Source organism: Pseudomonadales bacterium (genome assembly GCA_041395945.1).
Lineage (GTDB): Bacteria > Pseudomonadota > Gammaproteobacteria > Pseudomonadales > Azotimanducaceae > SZUA-309.
On sequence record JAWKZN010000001.1, the window covers coordinates 1,909,729 to 1,930,406 of the forward strand.

General features: G+C 61.2%; 19 protein-coding genes. 10 read left to right on the forward strand and 9 right to left on the reverse strand.

All coding sequences use genetic code 11. The features are described from left to right. Nucleotides 1-3: 3 nt before the first annotated feature. The 8 genes from R3E82_08960 to R3E82_08995 all read left to right on the forward strand — a co-directional run bounded on the left by R3E82_08960 (nt 4) and on the right by R3E82_08995 (nt 7,608). The gene (locus R3E82_08960) at nt 4-843 is read left to right on the forward strand and encodes an ABC transporter permease (protein ID MEZ5551002.1); all 840 of its coding nucleotides are present in this window, start codon (nt 4-6) and stop codon (nt 841-843) included. Next, nucleotides 840-2,561: an ABC transporter substrate-binding protein gene (locus R3E82_08965; protein ID MEZ5551003.1), complete on the forward strand. Its 1,722-nt coding sequence runs from the start codon at nt 840-842 to the stop codon at nt 2,559-2,561. The genes R3E82_08960 and R3E82_08965 overlap by 4 nt, the downstream gene beginning before the upstream one ends. Next, the gene (locus R3E82_08970; protein ID MEZ5551004.1) at nt 2,561-3,535 is read left to right on the forward strand and encodes an ABC transporter ATP-binding protein; all 975 of its coding nucleotides are present in this window, start codon (nt 2,561-2,563) and stop codon (nt 3,533-3,535) included. Before R3E82_08965 ends, R3E82_08970 begins: the two co-directional genes overlap by 1 nt. Continuing rightward, nucleotides 3,528-4,532, forward strand: a complete 1,005-nt coding sequence (locus R3E82_08975) for an ATP-binding cassette domain-containing protein (GenBank protein ID MEZ5551005.1) — start codon at nt 3,528-3,530, stop codon at nt 4,530-4,532. The genes R3E82_08970 and R3E82_08975 overlap by 8 nt, the downstream gene beginning before the upstream one ends. A 138-nt stretch (nt 4,533-4,670) precedes the next feature. Beyond that, nucleotides 4,671-5,003 (forward strand): YegP family protein, encoded by a 333-nt coding sequence (locus tag R3E82_08980; GenBank protein ID MEZ5551006.1) that lies wholly within the window; start codon nt 4,671-4,673, stop codon nt 5,001-5,003. Nucleotides 5,004-5,024: 21 nt separating this feature from the next. Beyond that, nucleotides 5,025-5,579: a LysM peptidoglycan-binding domain-containing protein gene (locus tag R3E82_08985; GenBank protein MEZ5551007.1), complete on the forward strand. Its 555-nt coding sequence runs from the start codon at nt 5,025-5,027 to the stop codon at nt 5,577-5,579. Between the two features lie 51 nt (nt 5,580-5,630). Beyond that, nucleotides 5,631-6,158, forward strand: a complete 528-nt coding sequence (locus tag R3E82_08990; GenBank protein MEZ5551008.1) for a DUF937 domain-containing protein — start codon at nt 5,631-5,633, stop codon at nt 6,156-6,158. 100 nt (nt 6,159-6,258) lie between these two features. Further along, nucleotides 6,259-7,608: a CoA transferase gene (locus R3E82_08995; protein MEZ5551009.1), complete on the forward strand. Its 1,350-nt coding sequence runs from the start codon at nt 6,259-6,261 to the stop codon at nt 7,606-7,608. 590 nt (nt 7,609-8,198) lie between these two features. Here R3E82_08995 and R3E82_09000 read toward each other — a convergent pair. The 4 genes from R3E82_09000 to R3E82_09015 all read right to left on the reverse strand — a co-directional run bounded on the left by R3E82_09000 (nt 8,199) and on the right by R3E82_09015 (nt 12,021). Beyond that, on the reverse strand, nt 8,199-9,224 hold the full coding sequence (locus tag R3E82_09000) for a hypothetical protein (GenBank protein MEZ5551010.1): 1,026 nt from the start codon (nt 9,222-9,224) through the stop codon (nt 8,199-8,201). Then, nucleotides 9,221-10,138 carry a hypothetical protein gene (locus R3E82_09005; GenBank protein ID MEZ5551011.1) on the reverse strand — a complete coding sequence of 306 codons (918 nt, stop codon included), beginning with the start codon at nt 10,136-10,138 and terminating at the stop codon, nt 9,221-9,223. The genes R3E82_09000 and R3E82_09005 overlap by 4 nt, the downstream gene beginning before the upstream one ends. Beyond that, nucleotides 10,125-10,547, reverse strand: coding sequence for a hypothetical protein (locus R3E82_09010; protein MEZ5551012.1), 423 nt, complete (start codon nt 10,545-10,547; stop codon nt 10,125-10,127). Before R3E82_09010 ends, R3E82_09005 begins: the two co-directional genes overlap by 14 nt. A 307-nt stretch (nt 10,548-10,854) precedes the next feature. Beyond that, nucleotides 10,855-12,021: an acyl-CoA dehydrogenase family protein gene (locus tag R3E82_09015; GenBank protein ID MEZ5551013.1), complete on the reverse strand. Its 1,167-nt coding sequence runs from the start codon at nt 12,019-12,021 to the stop codon at nt 10,855-10,857. Nucleotides 12,022-12,245: 224 nt separating this feature from the next. On the opposite strand from R3E82_09015, the gene R3E82_09020 reads away from it, so the two are divergent. Continuing rightward, entirely contained in the window at nt 12,246-12,839 is a 594-nt protein-coding gene (locus R3E82_09020) for a thermonuclease family protein (GenBank protein MEZ5551014.1), read from the forward strand. A gap of 233 nt (nt 12,840-13,072) precedes the next feature. On the opposite strand, the gene R3E82_09025 is transcribed toward R3E82_09020, so the two are convergent. The 5 genes from R3E82_09025 to R3E82_09045 all read right to left on the reverse strand — a co-directional run bounded on the left by R3E82_09025 (nt 13,073) and on the right by R3E82_09045 (nt 18,873). Next, the gene (locus tag R3E82_09025; protein MEZ5551015.1) at nt 13,073-13,657 is read right to left on the reverse strand and encodes a hypothetical protein; all 585 of its coding nucleotides are present in this window, start codon (nt 13,655-13,657) and stop codon (nt 13,073-13,075) included. Nucleotides 13,658-13,797: 140 nt separating this feature from the next. Further along, on the reverse strand, nt 13,798-14,271 hold the full coding sequence (locus tag R3E82_09030) for a GNAT family N-acetyltransferase (GenBank protein MEZ5551016.1): 474 nt from the start codon (nt 14,269-14,271) through the stop codon (nt 13,798-13,800). A 155-nt stretch (nt 14,272-14,426) separates the two neighbouring features. Further along, complete coding sequence (locus R3E82_09035; GenBank protein ID MEZ5551017.1) at nt 14,427-15,860, reverse strand: phosphotransferase family protein; 1,434 nt, start codon at nt 15,858-15,860, stop codon at nt 14,427-14,429. A gap of 3 nt (nt 15,861-15,863) precedes the next feature. Beyond that, complete coding sequence (locus R3E82_09040) at nt 15,864-17,135, reverse strand: acyl-CoA dehydrogenase family protein (protein ID MEZ5551018.1); 1,272 nt, start codon at nt 17,133-17,135, stop codon at nt 15,864-15,866. Nucleotides 17,136-17,217: 82 nt separating this feature from the next. Further along, entirely contained in the window at nt 17,218-18,873 is a 1,656-nt protein-coding gene (locus R3E82_09045; protein MEZ5551019.1) for an amidohydrolase family protein, read from the reverse strand. 77 nt (nt 18,874-18,950) lie between these two features. Between R3E82_09045 and R3E82_09050 the strand changes: the two genes are divergently transcribed. Then, on the forward strand, nt 18,951-20,654 hold the full coding sequence (locus tag R3E82_09050; GenBank protein MEZ5551020.1) for a class I adenylate-forming enzyme family protein: 1,704 nt from the start codon (nt 18,951-18,953) through the stop codon (nt 20,652-20,654). Nucleotides 20,655-20,678: the final 24 nt, after the last annotated feature.

Genomic DNA, 20,678 nt, shown 5'->3' on the forward strand with positions numbered 1-20,678 from the left:
GCAATGGTATTTTTCCGCAGGCTGTGGCGCGAGAAGCCACTGGGTGCGGTCGGTGGTGTGATATTCCTGCTGTTTCTGATCGCCGGACTCGGTGCCGATCTGCTCGCCCCTCAGGGCATCAACGACACGGACATGCTGCATCGCCTCAAACCACCCGGTGGCGAGTTCCTCCTGGGTACCGATCATCTCGGACGCGATGTGCTTTCGCGAATTCTGGTCGGCGCTCAGTTGTCCATGATCGTGGGATTTCTCGCCGCCGGACTGGCGACCGTGGTTTCCATCGTGCTCGGTCTGCTCTCCGGCTATCTTGGCGGCCGGGTAGACATGTTCATTCAGCGCATGGTCGATGCCTGGATGACGTTTCCGGATCTGGTTCTGCTGATTGTCGTGGTGTCCATCGTTGGCCCCGGAGCGACCCAGATCGTGATCATCCTCGGCCTCCTCTATGGCATTGCGGGTTCCCGCATCGTGCGCGGAGCTGTGGTGTCGGTCCGTGAAAACGCCTACACCCACGCGTCCCAGTCCATGGGCGCACGGACCCTGCACGTGCTCGGCCGGCACATACTGCCGAACATCATGCCGGTGGTGATCGTGCTGTTCACCACACGGGTGGGTGCGGTGATTCTCGCCGAAGCCGGACTGTCCTTTCTCGGACTCGGCGTACCCCCACCCGCGCCGACCTGGGGTGGCATGCTGAGCGATTCCGGTCGCAGCTACATGTATCTGGCGCCCTGGCTGGCGCTGGCCCCCGGCCTCTGTCTGACCGTGGTCGTCTATTCGATCAACGTGTACGGGGATGCGCTGCGCGATCTGCTGGACCCGCGCATGCGGGGCTCGCGGTGAAAGCACCGGTGCAGATCATCCGCTGGAGCACACTGCTGGCACTCGCGATTTTCACGGCCGGTTGCGCCGAACGCCACGATTTCGACGAATCCGCCTACACACCCGGCAAGCCACAATATGGTGGCAGTCTCGATGTCGGAACTGTGTCCGTCACCTTGTCTGCGTTGTCCTGGGATCCTGCGGACTGGACCTGGAAGAGCAATCACGACACCGGGATGATGCGGGAACAGCTGTTTTCCGGAAATCTCGACAGGAGTCTGCGCAAAGGCGGCGAGTTTGCGTTCATATCCGAAGCCTACCTGCCCAGCGCGGCAATTCGCGGCGAACTGGCCGAGCGCTGGCGCTGGGAAGATCCGCTCACATTACGGGTGGAACTGCGGGACAACGCTTACTTTCCAGACAAACCCGGTGTGATGGCCCGGCGGCCCGCCCGTGCCGACGACGTGGTCTATACCTTCGAGCTGTTGCGGGATTCGCCACGAAGAATTCCCTCCTATTTCGATCACATCGATGCGGTCGAAGCCAGAGACGATCGCACCCTGGTCTTTCACTTCAACGAATTCAATGCCGAATGGGACTACCGGTTCGGCTATGGCTACTACTCGGGCATCGTGCCCAGGGAGATGAGTGCCGTCGACCGCAAGAGCTGGCGCACGGTCACCGGCACCGGCCCTTTCCTTCTCCAGGAGTACATCCACGGCAATTCCCAGACGCATCTGCGCAATCCGGACTACTGGGACAGGGAAATCATCGACAGTGCGTCCTACCAGATCCCGTTCCTGGACAGGGTGACCTACCGGATCATCAAAGACGAAGCCACCTATCTCACCGCCCTGCGCACCGGCAAGCTCGACATCCTCGAAGCCATCCGCTGGATAGCCGTCGATCATCTGAAGGAGACCACGCCCGAGTTGCGCTGGTCGCGCTGGCTCGGCACCGGAGGCACTTTTGTGGCTTTACGCATGGATGTCGCGCCGCTGCAGGATCTGCGCGTTCGCCGCGCACTGAATCTGGCCATCAATCAGCCCGAAATCGTGGAGAGTTTCTACGGCGGTCACGCGGAACTCATGGCCTACCCCCAGCATCCGGACTTCGGGGAATACTTCGAACCCCTCGAGGACATGCCTGCGGCGGTCAGAGAGCTCTTTCGCTACGACCCGGATGAAGCCCGCCGCCTGCTGGCGGAGGCGGGATATCCGGATGGCTTCGAAATGGACCTGCAGGTCTGCAGCTGCAGCCCGAGTCACATGGACCTGGTGCCATTGCTGAAGGACTACCTCTCCCGGGTCGGCATCGTCCTCAACATCAGGCCGATGGAATATGCCTCCTTTCTCTCCGCGATGACCACCCGTACACACGCGCCCTTCTACCTGATGACCAGCGGGCATGTGAACCCGACCACCACATTGCGCAAGAGCTTCGTGACAGGGCAGACCTGGAATCCTTCCCAGTACTCGGACCCGAGTTTCGACGCCCGAATGGCAGAGGCCTACCGCACCCGGGATGAAACCGAACGGGTAAAAATGATCCGCGCACTGACCCGGGAAATTCTCGAACAGGCGCCCTACATCTGGCTGCCCACCGGCTATGCGTACACCGCCTGGTGGCCCTGGGTGCGCAACTACGGCGGCGAACTGCGTGCAGGTGCGGTGCGGCCTGCGCCCATCTACGCGCGCATATGGATCGATCAGGATCTGAAACGGGCGCTGGGATTCTGATGGACGCTCGCCCACCACTGCTGAGCATCGAGGACCTGTCCGTGTCCTTTCATACCGAGCACGGCATCGTCCGCGCGGTGGACCGCGTCAGCCTGCAGGTGGATGCCGGTGAAACCCTCGCCATCGTCGGTGAAAGCGGCTCGGGCAAGAGCGTCACCGCGCTGTCGATACTGGGGCTGCTGGCAGACAATGCCCGTATCAGTGGCGGACGCACCCGCTTCGACGGTGTCGACCTGCGCTCGCTCAGCGACGCCGAGCTGCGCGGGATTCGAGGCAACCGGATTGCGATGATCTTTCAGGAACCCATGTCGTCTCTGAATCCGGTACTCACCATCGGTCGGCAGGTCGCCGAACCGATCTGGCTGCACCAGGGAAAATCCTGGGAGCAGGCCCTCGACGGCGCGGCGGAACTGCTCAACAGGGTCACCATTCCGGACGCGCGCGAACGCCTCGATCAGTATCCACACCACTTCTCCGGCGGCATGCGGCAGCGGGTGATGATCGCCATGGCGCTGGCCTGCAATCCCCGCCTGATCATTGCCGATGAACCTACCACCGCGCTGGACGTCACGGTTCAGGCCCAGATTCTCGAACTGCTGAAAAACCTGACCAGGGAAACAGGTGCAGCACTGATCCTGATTACCCATGACCTGGGCGTGGTGGCACGCTATGCCGAGCGCGTGGCTGTGATGTACGCAGGACGCATCATCGAAACCGCACCGGCGCGCACTCTGTACGCCAATCCTTCCCACCCCTATACCCGCGGGCTGCTCGCTGCAGTGCCTTCCCTGACCGGTAAGCCGGGAAGCCGGCTCACCACCATTCCGGGACAGCCACCGAATCTCGCCCGTCTGCCGCCCGGTTGCGCCTTCGCACCGCGCTGTCCGCATGTCCGGGCGGCCTGCCGGGCGGCCGTTCCTCCTCTGACTGAAATCGCACCCCAGCACACCTGCGCGTGCATCGGTTATGAGTGATATTCGTCCCGACCCGCCCAGCACACCGCTGCTCGCCGTGGAGAAGCTGAAGGTGCACTTCCCTGTCCATGAAGGTGTGTTGCGGCGACGCGAAATCGGCGCTGTGCGCGCGGTCGACGGCATTTCCTTCCAGCTGAAGCGCGGAGAAACCTTCAGCCTGGTCGGCGAGAGTGGCTGCGGCAAATCCACCACCGCCCTGGCGGTGCTGCGCATGCAGGCGTCCACCGCAGGGCGCATTCTGTTCGACGGCGAGGACATCACGCATTTCACGCCGGTGCAGATGCGCGCGATCCGCCGCCGTATGCAGATGGTCTATCAGGATCCCTTCGGCTCCCTTAACCCGCGCATGAAGATACGGGACATCATCGGTGAGCCCCTGACCGTGCACGCGCTCGCAGGCGACAAACCGGCGTTTCGCAGGCGTATCGACGAACTCATGGCACTCGTCGGCCTGCTGCCGGATATGGCAGATCGTTATCCTCACGAATTCTCCGGTGGCCAGCGCCAGCGTATCGGTATCGCACGCGCCCTGGCGCTGGATCCGGAACTGGTGATCTGCGACGAGGCGGTCTCTGCACTCGATGTCTCCATTCAGGCACAGGTACTCAACCTGCTCATGGATCTGCAGGATCAGCTGGGATTGACCTATCTGTTCATCTCCCATGACCTTTCGGTGGTCCGGCACATCAGCGACCGCATCGGGGTGATGTATCTCGGCCGCCTGGTGGAAATCGCCGATCGCGACGATCTGTTCGACAGACCCCGGCACCCCTATACCCAGGCGCTGCTGGGTGCAGTGCCTGTGCCGGACCCTGTGGTCGAGTCCTCCCGTGCCGCGCAGATCATTCCCGGGGAAGTGCCCAGTGTCCGCAATCCGCCGTCCGGATGCCGGTTTCATACTCGCTGCCCGCGTGCCATGAGCCAGTGCCGTATTGTGGAACCACCCGAGATCGCACTCGAGAAGGACCGGCGGGTGGCCTGCCATCTTTTTCCCTGAGCCGGTTCAGCCCTGGGTAGCTTCTCGCTGAGCAACCCGCGTGCCCGCCTAACTTGCCGGATTTCCCACGTCAACCTTGAGCTTTTTTCCTTCTGATGGTTTCCTTAAAAATCAATCAACTCACTCCAGGAGGAACAGATGGCAGGGAAATTCGAACTCTACAAAGACAAGGCCGGCGAATTCCGTTTCCGATTGAAAGCATCCAATGGGCAGTCAATTCTGGCCAGCGAAGGTTACTCGTCAAAACCCAGCGCCCTCAACGGCATTGAATCGATCAAGAAAAACGCAGCGGACAACAAGCGCTTCGAGACCCGCGAGTCCAGCTCCGGCAAGCCCTATTTCGTGCTGAAGGCAGGCAACAATCAGGTGATCGGTCAGGGCGAGATGTATGAATCGCCAGCCGCCTGCAAGGCGGGCATCGAATCGGTGATGAAAAACGCACCGGGTGCCACCACAGACGATCTATCCTGATCTATCACTGAAGAGGCAATCATGCTCAGTAACCTGCTCGATTTCACGAAACACATCGGTCGGAAGATATTCGACACCGATGCCGAAGCCGCAGACAACATCCTCAAGCACATCCAGACCAACAATCCGGGTGTGGATACCTTGCGGGTCACCTTCGACGACGGGGCGGTAACCCTCACCGGACGCGCGCGTGACCAGGCAGCCAAGGAGAAGGTGGTGCTGATGGCGGGTAACGTCAAGGGCGTCGAGCGGGTTGATGCAGAAGGCATCTCTGTGATCCCCACAGCAACGCCTGAACAGATGGAAAAAGCGGGTTTCGGTAAAAAGACGGCCACCGCCCCGGAACCCTCGGCGGCGGCGGAAACATCAGCGGCAGTTGACGCCCGATCAGCAGCGGCGGTCGATTCGACCCGCTTTTACGTCATTCAGAAAGGCGACACACTTTACGGGATCGCCAAGGAGTTTTACGGCAAGGGCATGGACTACCCGAAGCTGTTCGAGGCGAATCGGGAAGTCATCGAAGATCCGGACAAGATTTTTCCGGGCCAGAAGATCAGAATCCCTCGAAGCTTCTGAAAGCACTCAGGCCGCACTGGCCATCAGGCCCACATACAGGGAAGACTCAATATGGATCTGTTAGGCACCATGTTTTCTGCCGGGAACGGCAGGGCTGTTTCTGAGATTGCGCATCGACTCGGGTTGAGCGACGGTGATGCCCGAAAGCTGATCGGCACCCTCGCGCCCGCCCTCGGCCAGGGCATCGCGAAGAAATCCGCGGACCCTGCCAACCTCAACGACCTGCTCAAAGCCCTGAAATCCGGCAACCATGAGCGTTTCCTCGACGACCCCGCGCAGACAGTGAGTGACAGCGGAATCGCCGAAGGCAACAAGATTCTCGGCCACATCCTCGGCAGCAAGGACGTCAGCCGCAAGCTGGCGAGCCAGGCGGCGGAACAGACCGGGATCAGCGACAGCCTCATCAAGCAGATGCTGCCGATGGTGGCCGCCCTGGCCATGAGTGCATTGAGTAAGCAGACCAGCGAAGCCGGCGGCAGCGAATCGCTGGGCGGTCTGCTCGGCGGTCTGCTGGGCGGCGGCGACAATCCGAAGGTCGACGATCTCCTCGGCATGGCGGGTAAACTGTTCGGCCGCTGATCGACCGCACCACAGACCAGACAATCGCCCGGTCATGGCATCGCCGGACAGAGCACCTGAAACTGCAGCTCACATTCTGAAGGGTTTGTGGGCGCATGCCGTGACCGGCCGGGAGCCGGTCAACGAGCTCGAGATCGGCGAATCGCCCCCCACACTGGCGTCTTCCTTCGCCGTGAGTGCCGCCGCCCAGACCAGTATCGCCGCCGCAGCACTCGCGGGCGCTGAGTTCTGGAGCCACCGAACCGGTGCGCGCCAGCTCATCCGTGTGCCACGCGCTGCGGCAGAGCTTGAGTGCACGGGCTATTTCACCCTCGACGGACAGGTGCCGGAGGCCTGGGCAAAGTACTCCGGTCTCTATGGCTGCAGCGATGGTCATGTGCGCATCCATGCGAACTTCGACCATCATCGCGATGGCGTGCTGGCTCTGCTGGGACTGCCGCCCGGTGAATCCGCCCCGCGGGAGGCAGTTGCCAGCGCTCTGCAGCCCTGGCGTGCCGCAGACTTCGAAGAAGCCGCAGCACAACAGGGTCTGGTGGTGGCGATGGCACGCTCATTCGAAGAGTGGGACCGTCACCCCCACGCCCTCGCCGCTGCGCAGCTGCCGCTGCTGACCATCGACAGAATCGACGATGCAAAGCCCCTGGCCGATCCACCGATCAGTGCGGACCAGGCACCGCTGACGGGTATTCGAGTCCTCGACCTCACCCGCATTCTCGCCGGCCCCATCTGCGGGCGTACCCTGGCCGCCTATGGTGCGGATGTCATGCTCATCAACTCACCCCACCTGCCGAACATCGAGTCCATCGCCGACACCAGTCGCGGCAAACGCTCGGCACATATCGATCTGAGCACCGAAGCAGGTCGCGGCCAGCTCGGTCGCCTGCTCGAAACGGCACACCTATTCGTGCAGGGCTACCGGCCCGGTGGCCTGTCCGCGCTGGGCTTCAGCCCCGGGGAGCTCGCCCAAAGGCGACCGGGCATCGTCGCCGTCTCGCTGTCGGCTTACGGACCCAAGGGACCCTGGGCAGAACGCCGCGGCTTCGACTCCCTTGTGCAGACAGCCACCGGATTCAATGTTGCTGAGGGCGAGGCAAGCGCCGCGGCGAACGGCGTCAGGCAGCCCAAAGCGCTGCCGGTACCGATACTCGACTACGCCTCCGGCTTTCTGATGGCCTTCGGTGCGCAGACTGCACTGTTGAGACAGCGCATCGAGGGCGGCAGCTGGCACGTGCAGGTCTCTCTGCTGCAGACGGCCAACTGGTTACGGAGTCTCGGTCGGATCGATAACGGTTTCGCTGTGCAGCGACCAAAGCTCGCAGACCACCTGCTCGATTACCCCTGCACCCATGCAAAGCTCAGGGCGATGCCGCACGCGGCTGAGTTTTCTGTGACTCCGGCGCACTGGCGATGGCCTTCGGCGTTGCCGGGGGAGCATCCGGCGGCCTGGTAGTACCTGGAACGTTCCGTCGCTGATCCACCGCTGGAGGCACGCACGATCAGCGGGTCTGTATTTGGATCGGATTGAGAGGCTGGGGTGGTGAGGGGGGTGTGGCGGACCTACGCTCGGGCCCTCCGGGCTCCCCTCTCTTGGCAGAGTTGCCCCGAAGCGGGTCAATCTGCCGCGCTCGGCCTCGCTCCACGGTCCGTCACACCCCCCTCACCACCCCAGCTTCACGATGGCTCCGAGACAGGACGGCCGAGTGCAGGCCAGCACGGGAGCACCACGCAAAATTCAAACACAACGCAGGATTCGAAGATCAGCTTCTACAAGCGTGAGAGTTCCCCTGACGTCAGCCAGACGCTCGGCCACGAAACTCGGAAAGTTTCATCGGGAGTGGGCGAGGACCTGCGATCCCGGGCCGTGTAGCGAGGCCGAGTACGGGGTTTTGACTCGTGTTCCTACGCGAGGCAAAACGCCACGCGAGGGCACAGCGGAGCTGCCGAGCGAGGCCTGGGATCGCAGGTCCTCGCCCACCCACTGATCAACCTTCTTCCGAGCTCCAAGGCCGAACACCCTGGCTGCAGGCTAGTGGTGCGCGATTACAGGGACTCCGGATTCTCTTCCCGCCGCGCCCCCGCCAGAATGCCCGGCAGCGCATAGTTGCCTTCATGACAGGCGTATTCGTAGATTGTGTCCTGAGTACGTCGCAACGCCACTTCACCGATCCAGTTTTCCGTGTAGGCACCCGGATCATTGACTTCGAATCGATAGACGATCTCGTTCTCACTGACCGGAGTGAACCACTCGGTGACCACCGCATCTTTCGTCACATAGAACTGGTGTTTGATTGCGGCCCGGAAGCTCTGGCCGGGGTGAAAATTGGTGGTCTCCACCACGAGGGTATTGCCTTCCCAGTGACCGATGGAATCACCCATCCAGGGCCGCACGTCTGCGGGCAGATGTTCCGAGTCGAGACGGATGATGCGTGCATCGTGGTTCATCTCCACCATGATCATCACGTATCCGGGTGACTGCACGATCTGATAATTGTTGTTGTACAACACCGGCAACATTGGCGGCCCACCGGTGGAACCGAATCCCACCAGGCACCGTTCGCCGAGCGGTCGCTGTTCCGGGCCATCAAAAGCGCCCTGAATACGCAGCAGAAACTCGCCGAGCTTGGCCCGCGCGCCAAGACGCCAGGGCAGCTTGCCGTTTTTCGGCGATATCAGTATCGAACTGCGGATTTCTCCGTTGACACGCATCACCCGGGTGCCGGGATCCATCCAGAAGGAGTTGTAACCGCCGACATCTCCGCCTGCCGGCACGCCTTCCTCAGGGACATCATCGATGGCGGCGAACATTTCAGCAGTGCGGCCTTCCCAGGCGAGGGCCTGTTCTTCGGTCAGCACCAGGCTGTCGAATTGCGCCGGTCGTTCGAGCGCCGTCACAGTCGCGTTTGTCCAGTTCCCCTGCAGATCAGGCACGCCATCCGCGGTACGCGCCGGCTGCCACGCGGCGGCCGCCGATGCGGCAGATGCTGCGACGGATGCGGCGGCAACGAGCATTGACGCAACGATCATCAGCACCGGGGAGCGTCCTCTGTAACGTTGAATCTGTCTCATCGCACTTCCTCCCGGGGCAGCGGCGTCTTGCGCAGATGTCCGTACATCAGTTCCTCGACAAACTCCACGCACTTGAACTGCTGCAGCTGGGCGTCCATGCCTACCCGCTTGTAGATCGGCATGCGCATCGTCCAGGGGCGGCTGAAGGTAGCCGGGTCTTCGATCCTGGCCTCATATTCCATGACATGGGCGTTGAGCAGCCGATAGCGCTCGGTGACCTTCAATTCGGCACTGTGGTGATTGCCGGAGCGATCGAACCAGGTGCGATCGTTCTGTCCGGTGACTTCCACCACCAGTGTGTCGCCTTCCCAGGTCGCATAGGACTGACCCATCCAGGACTCCACGGGCGCTTCACCCGGGTCGGTGAGATGAAAATTGCGCACCGCTCCGGCGTATTCGTAGGCGATGAAGAACGCGCGCTGACTCTGGAAGATCTGAAAGGGAAAACGCATGTAATTCGCCCTCGGTACACCGGGCAGGTAGCACTTGATCTCCGGGTCTTCGGTCAGCCAGTTGGCCTGGTTGAACAGTTGCTTCTCCCGGGCTTCCGGGAGATAGGGAATCTCATTGCCCTCCACCACGCCCAGTCCCGCCGGCACCGCACCCACCGCACCCAGCGCCAGTACTTCCAGAGCGGGTACCGGACCGAAGGGGCCCTGCCGGGTTGCCAGTGCGGGTCGCGCCGGGTGGGCGAGCAGATCGTAGTTCGCCGTATTGAGTACCTGCCACACACCGTTGAAGTCCGGCCTGCCATCCGCCTGGCGGGGAATCATCGCTTCAGTTGCATTCGGTTCTGCAACCAGATCAGCGACCGCATTTGCGGCAGCAGATTCGGCCTGCGTCGCGGCCGTGACGTAAAGGCAACTGAAGCAGACCAGAACTCCGGCCAGGTAATTCAAACTAGCGCCCGACATCGGCGACTCCTCTCGTCCACATCCACCAGAGACTGAGACCACCACTGACCAGCACGATCAGCAGCGGCATTCGAAGATCGGACCAGGTGGTCATGAAATAGAGCCCGCCGACCAGGCCGCCACCGAGCAGAAAGCCGACACTCGCCACCACGCGTTTGATCCCGGGGGCGATGAGCGTGGGAATCACAACCAGACCCGCCGCCGCGATCAGCAGGGCGACATAGATGACGGTTTCGATGGCACCCGTATGCCAGGGCTCCACACAGGAACCCGCCACCATACTCTGTGCCGGACAGCGCGCATCGATCAGATCCACTGTGCTTCGGGCAGCGAACAGCGTGCCACCGACGACCGCAGCCAGCGAAACAGGCACCAGCAGCCAGCGCAGGACAGTTATCACAAGTCTCAACACAGTCCCTAGAAAAGAGGCACGGGGAGCGAGAGTAGCCCAGGGACCGGGACGGGTCCAGACAGCCTTTGCGGGCGACAGACGACCGCGCCGCCAACCCTCGCCTCAAGAGGTCCAGTGACGCCACAAACGCGGCAGCCGGCAGAACTGACAACGCGGCGACGGATTATCCTGAACCCGATTCACCGACCAGCACCAGCGTCTCGCCATCTTCGATCGAGAAGGAAACACCAGGCACGGCTTCGCGATGGCCAATGCTTACTCTGAGGTTTTCGACTTCGAGCAGACCTACGATCGAAATCCCGGCTCAGAACAGAAACGAATCAGAGTCCATGCCGAGCAATACCCTGCCCGCCGCTTCCGTGAACTGGGACGAGACCATGATGTGCTGGCGCACCACCAGCACGTCGCGCAGGCTGCGTCCCAGGGGGCTGGTAGTGAAATTCACACTGGCTCCCGCGGCAGCGTAGAGCATTTCCACTGCCCTGATCGCTTCGCTGGCAGCACCCGAACAGGCGAGCTGCAGCAGTGCCTTCTGCTTCGCGGTCACTGGGTCTCCCTTTTCAACCGTCCGCCAGAGGGCGTCCACCGTTTCGAAAACATAGCTGCGTGCCGATCCCACGATTCGCTCCGCCTCCGCTACCGCCCGCTGGGCGTCGGTTCTATTGCGCAGCAGAGCGGCGGAACCGCGCGGGCGTTTTTCGCAGGCCAGTTCGACAAACTGTTCGATGGCGGCCCGGGCGATGCCGGTGGCCACACCGACCTTGTTGTAGGCCAGCCGGCTGTAAATCGGCAACCGGTAGAGCACGCCCGCCTCCACCGGCTTCTGTCGCTGCACCTGGCTGACGAATTCATCCGGAACGAACAGATCCCTGATCACCACGTCGTGACTGCCCGAGCCCCTCAACCCGGAGACTTCCCAGGTGTCGAGGATCTCTACACGGTCTGTCGGGACCATGGTTTCGCAGAGCACCACACCCCGATCGTCGCGCACAGGACCCTGGGCGTCCTGGACGATGCTCTGACTCCAGAAGTAGCCGGCGTTGTGAATACCGCTGACGAAGGGCCATTGCCCGCTGATCCGGTAGCCACCGTCTTCCCGAAGGGCCTTACCCAGGGGGTTGAGACTGCCGGAGATGATCAGTCGTGGATCCGCGTAGAGTCTTTCTGTTACCGCGCGGTCATACACCGCACCAAGCATGCCCATGTTCTCGATGCCGATCATGAGGTTCCAGCCGCTGGAACCATGGATGCGGGACACCGCTTCGATCAGCAGAATCTGCTCGCGGGGATGCGCCTCGGCACCGCCGAGACTGCGGGGCACTGCGATGCGATACAGGCCGGCCTGTGCCATGGCGCTGGCGACCGCACTGTCAAGATGACGCCGGGCTTCCGCGCTTTCTGCAGCACCCCGGATCAGCGGTTCGATATTACTCAGCCGTTGCATCAGAAGTTCGTATGTCAGCACTGTCATGCTCAATCAGGGTACCTGGCGAACGACCATCTCACGCTAGAAGCCGGCGGATCCAATTGCAACCACTCCTGCAGGTCTAATCTGCATCAGCGCCGCTCATCACAGAGCAGGCAATCGGCACACCAGTCGTCATAAACTGCGCGCTGAGTTCGAGAATGTGAGAAACAGTGCCGACACACAGAGATCTCCCGCGATCGCGACACCCTGGCACCTCTCGCTACAAAGTGTCGGCCCCGCGCCGGTCGGCATGGCGGAAGGTACTGCTCGCACCCCTCTACGTTGTGGTCGCACTGGCAGCATTTGCCCTGTTGTCTTCCCTGATCAGCGGATTCCAGGCGCTGTATGACGCTTCGGAATCTGTTAACAGCGCAAGCGACACCAGGGACATCACAGCTGATGTGACGGGCCGGGTCCGCAGTGTTGCAGATGGCGATACCTTTTTGCTGGAAACTACAGAAGGCGTTCGCCTCGTGGTGCGGGTTGCGGAAATCGACGCTCCAGAACAGGACCAACCCTTCGGTGACCAGTCAAAAAGGGCGCTGACAAAACTCGTGAGCGGACGCAGCGTGCAGCTGCTCGTGCAGACCACAGACACTTATGGTCGAGCAGTCGCACGACCCTATGTCGGCACCACGGATGTGTCCGCCGAAATGATCGCCTCCGGGTCGGCATGGGTGTACCGGCACTATCAGCGAGAGGCACGGCTGTCTGATCTGGAGCGCGCGGCAAAGCAGGCGAAAAAGGGGCTCTGGGCATTGCCTGCGGCTCAGCGACAGCCACCCTGGGAGTGGCGCAGAACACATCCACGCAAAGGCTGATCGGATGAAAGATTGTGATCGGCGGATTTCGCGCGACTGTTAAGCTCCCGGATCCGCCAGTGGGAGGGCGCTCCGGGAATGGCGGATTACGAGGTAGTCACCCGCTCTGCGCGATCTACCTCAAAATTTCTGCCGAACCGGATGTAGCCCAGCGGGTTGGCGAAGCCCGGAAGATGCCCACAGGGGACATTACCGGAATCAGCAAGCGTGCGTTCGCAAGCTCGATATCCGATCTAAGGCAATGGGTTCTCAGGCGACTCCTGGGAAGCTGCCAGAGCTGCTGTTTCCAGAGCTTCGACTTTCGCCGTGCCCTCATCGGCGCGTGGTTTGGCCCACGGTTTACCGCCGATCAGCCGGTAGTTGTACATTTTTCGAAGCTGCGCCCGGGCATCAGCGTCACCGCTTTCGGCGCGGCTCAGAAGATCACGCTCCAGCGGGCCAACCCAGTTTATTGCGCGCTCGAGAGCAAGCGCTTGTTGCTTCTCATTCAACGTTGCGTTGATGGACGCACCGAGTTCCTCGATTTCGGCGCCTTGCTCGAACAGAAACTGCGCCGCAGTGTTGACGTTCGTGCCGTCTCCAATGCCGCTGCGAGGCGCAATGAATGACACCTGGCGGTCATGGATGTGAATCCACATTGCGGCGGTCACCGGGTCCTGTTCAACGCAAATGCCCTGCGAGTACATGACCGCGAGCGCGGTGATGTCGTCGGCGTGTCCCAGATCCGCGTCACGCTGGTGCTTCTCGATATCGCAATTCCCGTTCGGGGACGTAGTGAGCACGTAGGTCGTTCCGACCATGATCGCGACGAGCAGCATGCCTGCAGCGAGCAGACCGAATCGGTTTAGAGCCATAGCGGTCCTTCCTGGCGATTCACCAGATCGCGAGCGAAAGTGGACGGAGCATAACAAAATCTGCATTTACTATGTCCATTGGTTACCGAAAGCTGATCTAGAGATTAGTTGAGCATCTTTGAAAAAAGCAGCTGAGTTACTGTGAAACCCTTCCACTCAAAGAAGTCGTGAGCCTCTTTGTTCAGCATCCAAGTATCCAGAGCGATATGGGCGATACCTTCCGGTCGAGCACGTCCTTCTACTTTCGCGAATAGAGCGGATGCCGTTCCAGAGCGACGAACTGATGAATCTACCAACACATGATGGATGTAGTATCTGGATTTAGCATATTTAAACGTGTTTTCAGGTATGCGTTGTATTTCATAGTAGAGGTAGGCGTAGACGCCGGTTTCATTGGAGGCGACCAAAACCGTATCAGTGTCACTTTCAATCAGTGTTGCGAAAAATTTCGCAACCTCCTTTGAGTTAGCTGGATATTTGAATTCTTCAGGGTACTGTTCAGCGTGTTGACGCTGTATCTGGTCGTTGAGTCGAACTAGATCGTTCAAATCGGTGACGGTTGCAATTCTAATATTCATGGCCTAAGCGTGACAGGAATTGCTATAACCACAAGCTCGAATGGCGGCTCTTGGCCGTTCTGGCGCGATTTATGTAGACCAAGCAATGTCTGCTACGGAGTAAGCAGCTGTTGGACGACTCAGGCTGGGTGTCAGATGGTGCTGCAGCGGTCTGATCACCCGGACTGCAAACCGGCATTGCTCAGCGCGGTCTTATACCCCGAGTACTTCGGCTGATCGATGGCAATCTGATTAACCACGGAACTGCGCAGGTAATCGACCAGTTCCGCCTTGTCCAGCGTCATGGTGCCGTCCCGCAATTCATTTACCAGTCGTCGGCGCAGAGTCACTCGATCCGCTGCGCTGGAAAACAGTCTGCGCAGCTTCTCCTCTTCGAGCTGCCGATGGCCGGGACCAATCGCCAGTTCACGCAGGACAATGTCGAGGGAATTACCGGCCACCCGGGCGAGAAAGTTCGTGCGACCGCTGCTGGACGACATGACATCGCCATGGAGGAAATCGCGCACGCTCGATAGCAGTTCGTCCGCTCGCGGCATGTCGACACCGTCGTCGAGATCGGCAGGGGCCACCAGATCCACCGGACCGGGAATCAGCAGATTGACACAATCCACCTGGCACTCTGATGAACGCCGGCCGATCGCCGGACGCTCCACGGTCTTGTCCGGACCACTGCGGAAATGTTCGGCCATGCCAAGGCAGCCGACCGCCCACCAGAAAGAGCCGAACACTTCCCAGAATTTCACATGGTCCGCATCCACCGGCCGACCGGTTTCAGCCTCGTAGCCGGCAAACAGATCTTCCCTGGTGCCGAAGCCGCCCACGGGCAGTTCTGATTTCCCGAAACGCCAGGAGTTGGTGCAGATCCAGCCGAGATCCCGCATGGGATCCCCGATATGCGCGATCTCCCAGTCGAGCACGGCGACGATGCCACTTTCGTCCACCATGAAATTGCCGTTGCGGAAATCATTGTGCACCAGGGTGGACGCATAGTTTTCCGGCAGATGCTCCATGAGCCAGCGACCCGTGTAGTCGATCATCGGCTGAGGCGTGTTGAGCAGCTTGTAGCGCTCCCAGGTCTGGTTGACGAAGTACTCCGGCGGTGCGGTTTCAAGCCGTTCGCGCAATCCGGTCTGATCCAGATCGATGGCGTGAATGCGCGCCATGATGCGGCCGCACTCGAAGGCAAGCCTTTCGCGCACCTTTGCCAGGTCGGGTGAACGGGCGATGCGTGCGCCCAGTGCCTCGCCGTCGAGCCACTGCATGATGAAGCCTTCGCCGAGTTCGTCCGACTCCTTGAGCACGTAGTGCACCTCGGGTTCAGGTACACCCGCCCTGCGTGCACAATCCATCAGCAGCGCTTCGGTTGCCAGACCCGGTGCCACCCTTACCTCGGATTGCACAACAACCCCGCCCGGGGCCCGCCGCATGCACAGCCGCCGCTCACCGGTCGCTTCGGTGATGACGATGCGATAGGTTTCCTGGCTGGCGCCTCCGGAGAGGCGCTCCACGGATTTGAGACCCTCGCAGCCGCCGATTTCCCGAATCAGAACCCGCTCGAGACGGGTCTGGAACTCTTCGGACACACTCATCGATCAGACTTCCTTCACCCCTTTCGGTGCGCGCTGCTTCATGTAACCGAACATGTAGCCGGCGATGCGGCGCATCTGGATTTCTTCCGCTCCCTCGGTGATGCGGTAGCGGCGGTGATGCCGATAGATGTGTTCGAAGGGCTTGTGGCGCGAGTAGCCAAGCCCGCCGTGTACCTGCATCGCCTGATCCGCAGCCTGACAGCAGAGGCGGTTCGCCCAGTAGTTACACATGGAGACCTTATCCGAGACGGAAAACGCGCCATTCTTATCCATCAGCCAGGCGGTCTTGTGGATGAGCGCCCGCAGCATCTCGCACTGGGTCTGCAGCTCCACCAGCGGAAACTGAATACCCTGATTGCTGGACAGGGGTTTGCCGAAAGGCTTGCGCTCCATGGCGTATTTCACCGATTCGGTGACACAGAACTGGGCAGCCCCGAGGCTCGATGCGGCCTGGCGGATGCGGTTTTCATTGAAGAAGTGCTGCACCACCTGCAGGCCACGCCCTTCCCCACCGAAGATGGATCCGTGGGGCACCCGCACATTGGTGAAGGACACCCGACCGTGATCGGTGGGCATGTTGAAGGTCCACAGCATCTCTTCGATCTTCACCCCTTCGGCCTTCATCGGGGTAAGAAAAGCAGTGATGCCATCGCCGTCGCCCTGCTTGCCGCTGGTACGGGCCATCACCATGTCGTACTGGGCCTTGTGAATTCCCGTGTTCCAGGTCTTCTCACCATTGATGATCCACTCGTCCCCTTCACGGACCGCAGAGGTTTCCATGTGGGTCGCATCCGAGCCGTGATTCGGCTCGGTAATACCAAAGGCGAAGCCTTTGCGGCCTTCCGCCAGATCGTTTACCCACTCCGCTTTCTGTTCTTCAGTGCCGTACTGGAGCATGAGCAGCAGACCGACATTGTTGCCCACGATCGAGTGTTCGTTCTGCAGATCGTTGTGCAGGCCCAGACCCTTGACGGCCAGATGCTCGCGGATGATGGCCATACCCAGATTGGTACCGTTCATGCCGCCGTATTCCTTGGCGAGCGGATACCGGTAGAAACCGGCCTCATCCGCCAGACGTTTGGCTTTGAAGAGCAGCTGCTCCCACTCTTCATTGGGCAGACCGCCGCGCTCCCAGTCCGTGCGCGCGTCTTCGCGGCGATGGTCGAAGAAGCGGATGTTGTCATCCTGCTGTTCCAGCGGCTTGATGACTTTCTCAATGAAATCGTCGAGCCGCTTGAGCAGAGTGGCGATGTCTTCAGGAATATCGAAATCCATGGTGTTCCCCCAGTGAGAGTTGTTGCGTTCTATTGGCCGGTTAATGGAGTGAATATACGCGACTGGCCGATCAGCGGCGATCTCAGTATCGGGCGGGTTCAGGGGTCGCCCCCGCAGCCGGGGTCCCGGCTTCCCGTTCCGTCTGGGCAGACACCATGTCGCGGACATCCTGCAGCAGCGCTTTCGCATCGAAAACAATGCCATCCCGGATCGTCCAGGCGACCCCGCCTGCCCGTTCGAGGGCGCCGGTTTCCCGATTCAGACGCATGTGGCCGGTGCCGTAGAGCAGTTTGAAGTTCTGCACCGGATTGCCCGCGACCAGCACCAGATCCGCCCGCTTCCCGGGCACCAGGGAGCCGATCTCATTCTCCAGGCCGAGCAGCCGGGCACCATTGAAGGTGGCCGCCTGCAGAACTTCGAGCGGATGGAAACCCGCTTCCTGCAGCATCTCCAGCTCCCGGATGTAGGCGAAGCCGAACAGTTTGAAGATGAAGCCCGCATCCGAGCCCGCCGCAACCCTGCCGCCGTGGTTCTTGTAGTCGTTCACGAAGCGCATCCAGCGCTGGAAGTTGTCCCGCCAGGCCACTTCGTCGGCGGTGGTCCAGTCGAAGTGGTAGGAGCCATGCAGCCGCGGGTCGGGCAGGAAGAAGCGTTTCAGACCGGGCCAGGTGTAGTCACGGTGCCATTCCGCGTCCCGCGCCCTGGCCACGTCCCGGTTGGCCTCGTAGATGGTGAATGTCGGTACCAGTGTGAAATCGAGGGCGAGCAGCTCGTCCCGCACCGCATTCCATTTCTCCGAGCCTGGCGCGGCCGCCTGCGCCCACAGTCGACCCGCTTCCGAGAAGCGCCACTGCTCGTCGGAATAGTTGTAGTCCGGCGGATAGTCCTGCACGGTGCGGTCTTCGAACAGTGCCTCGGGCAGGCCGTACCAGTGCTCCATGCTGTCGAGGCCCATGCGGGCGCTGGTGAGCACGTTGACCTTGTAGACGGCAGTCTGGTCGTGATGATGCGAGGTGCCCATGCCGAGCTTCTGAGTCTCCGCCATCACCGCCTCGAGTGCTTCGCCCCGGCCACCACGCAGTTTCACCCCATCTGCACCAGTACGCCTGACCGCACGCACCCACTGCCGCGCCGCTTCCGGATCGGTGATCCGACCACCGGGAAACATTGCATGGACCACCAGGCGGGGTGCGGTGATTGCGCCACTTGCACTGCGGCGCCTGTGATCGAGCGTCCACTTCAATCCCATGCCGGCGCCAACCTCCCGCACGGTGGTGATGCCGTGGGCGAGCCAGAGCTTGAAGACGTATTCCGGCGGTGTCAGATCGCCGGTGAGGCCCTGACCGATGGTGCCGATGTGGGCATGAGAATCGACGAAGCCAGGCAGGGCGTACATGCCGCGGGCGTCCAGTTCTTCGGTTGCAGACGCCGGTGCGGTCTGTCCCGGCCGCTCGATGCTGTAGATGTGTCCGCCGCGAATGTGGACGTCTACCGGACCCTGGGGTGGCGCCCCCTCCCCATTGATCAGCATCACATTGCGGATCAGCAGAGAATCAAATGGGCCCGATCCCTCCTGTCGCTCCGGTGCCGGAGCGGGCAGCCCAACACCCAGTGACGCTGCCAGCGCCGGGCCTTCCTCACCAGGCTCGACATCGAACCGGGCTGCGTGTGCCGGGCAGGACGCCGTCAGAGTGGCCAGAACCGCCAGGATCCAGCCGCAGCATCCCCTCATATTCATGATTTCCCCAAACCCGCCTCGCAGAGTGATCGAATCTATTTTAGAGTTAGGCGCTATTCAACCCGGGGGAGTGAGTGATGTATCGGGAACTGCGTCAGGTATGGAACGAACTGATAGCCGAGGGCAGTCCGTTTGCCATCTCTGAAATCGAGGTCCGTGGCAACCGGATCAAGGCCTACACTGCCGCGCCACCGAGTCTGCGGGAGGTGTGGCTGGCCTCGAAGCAGTTCGCCGCGCGCGACTATCTGGTCTACGAAGATGAGCGCATCACCTACGCAGAGGCGCATCGCCAGGTCGCTTCGATCGCACAGTGGCTCGTAAATCACGGAGTCGGCAGCGGCGACCGGGTGGCCATCGCGATGCGGAACTATCCGGAGTGGCTGCTCGCCTACTGGGCGACGGTGAGTATCGGCGCCACCGTGGTCGGCGTGAACGCCTGGTGGATCGGCCCGGAACTCGTCTACGGTCTCAACGATTCAAAACCCACCGTGCTGATCGGGGACGCAGAGCGGCTGGAGCGGGTTTTCGAACATATCGACGAGATTCCCGCAATGAGCATCGTGGGCGTGCGCATCCCGGGTGGCGTACCCAGCGGGGTAATCGACTGGCAGGAACTTACCGGCGCGAATGTTGAGCTGCCGGAAGCGGCGATCGATCCGGACAGCGACGCCTGCATCTTCTACACCTCAGGCACCACCGGCCATCCGAAAGGCGCCCAGCTTACCCACCGGGGCTGTGTGAACAACATCATGAACCTGGCTTTCTGGGGCCAGTGCCTGGCGCTGTTCGCACAGCGGCAGGGTAAGGCCCCACCGCCGCCGGATCCGGCCAATCCGCCGATCATGGCCGGTCTCATCACGACACCGCTGTTTCATGTCACCGCCAATAACTGCCTCGCCCATGGTGCGACCCTCAACGGCGGCAAGCTGGTGCACATGTACAAATGGGACGCCCTGGAAGCGCTGAAAATCATCGAGCGCGAAAAGATCACCAATTTTACCGGCGTGCCGGTGATGTCCCGGGAGCTCATTTCTCATCCGGATTTCGACAAGTACGATACTTCCTCCCTGCTCTCGGTTGGCGGCGGCGGTGCCCAGCTGCAACCGGACCTGGTGGGCAAGATCGACAGCAGTGTCAAAACCGCCAGACCCGGCACCGGCTATGGCATGACCGAGACCTGCGGCATCATCACTTCCATCGGTGGTGACTTCTTTGTCGATAAGCCCGAGAGTTGCGGGCCGGCAATGCCGAACTTCGATGTGAAGTGCGTGGATGATGAAGGCAACACCGTCGGTCCCGGCCAGGTTGGTGAACTCTGGGTCAAAGGCGGCAGTGTGATTCGCGGCTACCTGAACCGGCCGGACGCAACAGCCGAATCCATCACCGATGGCTGGCTGCATACCGGCGATGTGGCGCGTCTCGATGAAAACGGCTTCATATTCATCGTCGACCGGAAAAAGGACATGGTCCTGCGCGGCGGTGAGAACGTGTACTGCGCGGAAGTGGAAAGCGCGATATTCGACCACCCGGCAGTATCCGAGTGCAGCGTGTTCGGGGTGCCGGACGATCGACTCGGTGAAGAAGTCGGTGTGGCCATATTCCGCAATCCCGGCGCAAAGGTCGATGCGGCCGCGATACGCGCTCACTGCAAGGCGCGGATATCCAGTCACAAGATCCCGCGCTACATCTGGTTCGTGGATGCCCCCCTGCCACGCAATGCCAATGGTAAATTCCTGAAGCGTGAGCTTCGGGAAATGCTCGATCCGGCCGGGGCACTGTAGTCCGGTACAGGCCCCGCCGCATCG

Excerpts from the sequence above, each read along its gene's own strand:
- R3E82_08960 (MEZ5551002.1), top strand. The coding sequence starts at position 4 with ATGGTATTTTTCCGCAGGCTGTGGCGCGAGAAGCCACTGGGTGCGGTC.
- R3E82_08970 (MEZ5551004.1), top strand. The coding sequence starts at position 2,561 with ATGGACGCTCGCCCACCACTGCTGAGCATCGAGGACCTGTCCGTGTCC.
- R3E82_08975 (MEZ5551005.1), top strand. The coding sequence starts at position 3,528 with ATGAGTGATATTCGTCCCGACCCGCCCAGCACACCGCTGCTCGCCGTG.
- R3E82_08980 (MEZ5551006.1), top strand. The coding sequence starts at position 4,671 with ATGGCAGGGAAATTCGAACTCTACAAAGACAAGGCCGGCGAATTCCGT.
- R3E82_08985 (MEZ5551007.1), top strand. The coding sequence starts at position 5,025 with ATGCTCAGTAACCTGCTCGATTTCACGAAACACATCGGTCGGAAGATA.
- R3E82_08990 (MEZ5551008.1), top strand. The coding sequence starts at position 5,631 with ATGGATCTGTTAGGCACCATGTTTTCTGCCGGGAACGGCAGGGCTGTT.
- R3E82_09000 (MEZ5551010.1), bottom strand. The coding sequence starts at position 9,224 with ATGAGACAGATTCAACGTTACAGAGGACGCTCCCCGGTGCTGATGATC.
- R3E82_09005 (MEZ5551011.1), bottom strand. The coding sequence starts at position 10,138 with ATGTCGGGCGCTAGTTTGAATTACCTGGCCGGAGTTCTGGTCTGCTTC.
- R3E82_09015 (MEZ5551013.1), bottom strand. The coding sequence starts at position 12,021 with ATGACAGTGCTGACATACGAACTTCTGATGCAACGGCTGAGTAATATC.
- R3E82_09025 (MEZ5551015.1), bottom strand. The coding sequence starts at position 13,657 with ATGCTGCTCGTCGCGATCATGGTCGGAACGACCTACGTGCTCACTACG.
- R3E82_09030 (MEZ5551016.1), bottom strand. The coding sequence starts at position 14,271 with ATGAATATTAGAATTGCAACCGTCACCGATTTGAACGATCTAGTTCGA.
- R3E82_09035 (MEZ5551017.1), bottom strand. The coding sequence starts at position 15,860 with ATGAGTGTGTCCGAAGAGTTCCAGACCCGTCTCGAGCGGGTTCTGATT.
- R3E82_09040 (MEZ5551018.1), bottom strand. The coding sequence starts at position 17,135 with ATGGATTTCGATATTCCTGAAGACATCGCCACTCTGCTCAAGCGGCTC.
- R3E82_09045 (MEZ5551019.1), bottom strand. The coding sequence starts at position 18,873 with ATGAATATGAGGGGATGCTGCGGCTGGATCCTGGCGGTTCTGGCCACT.
- R3E82_09050 (MEZ5551020.1), top strand. The coding sequence starts at position 18,951 with ATGTATCGGGAACTGCGTCAGGTATGGAACGAACTGATAGCCGAGGGC.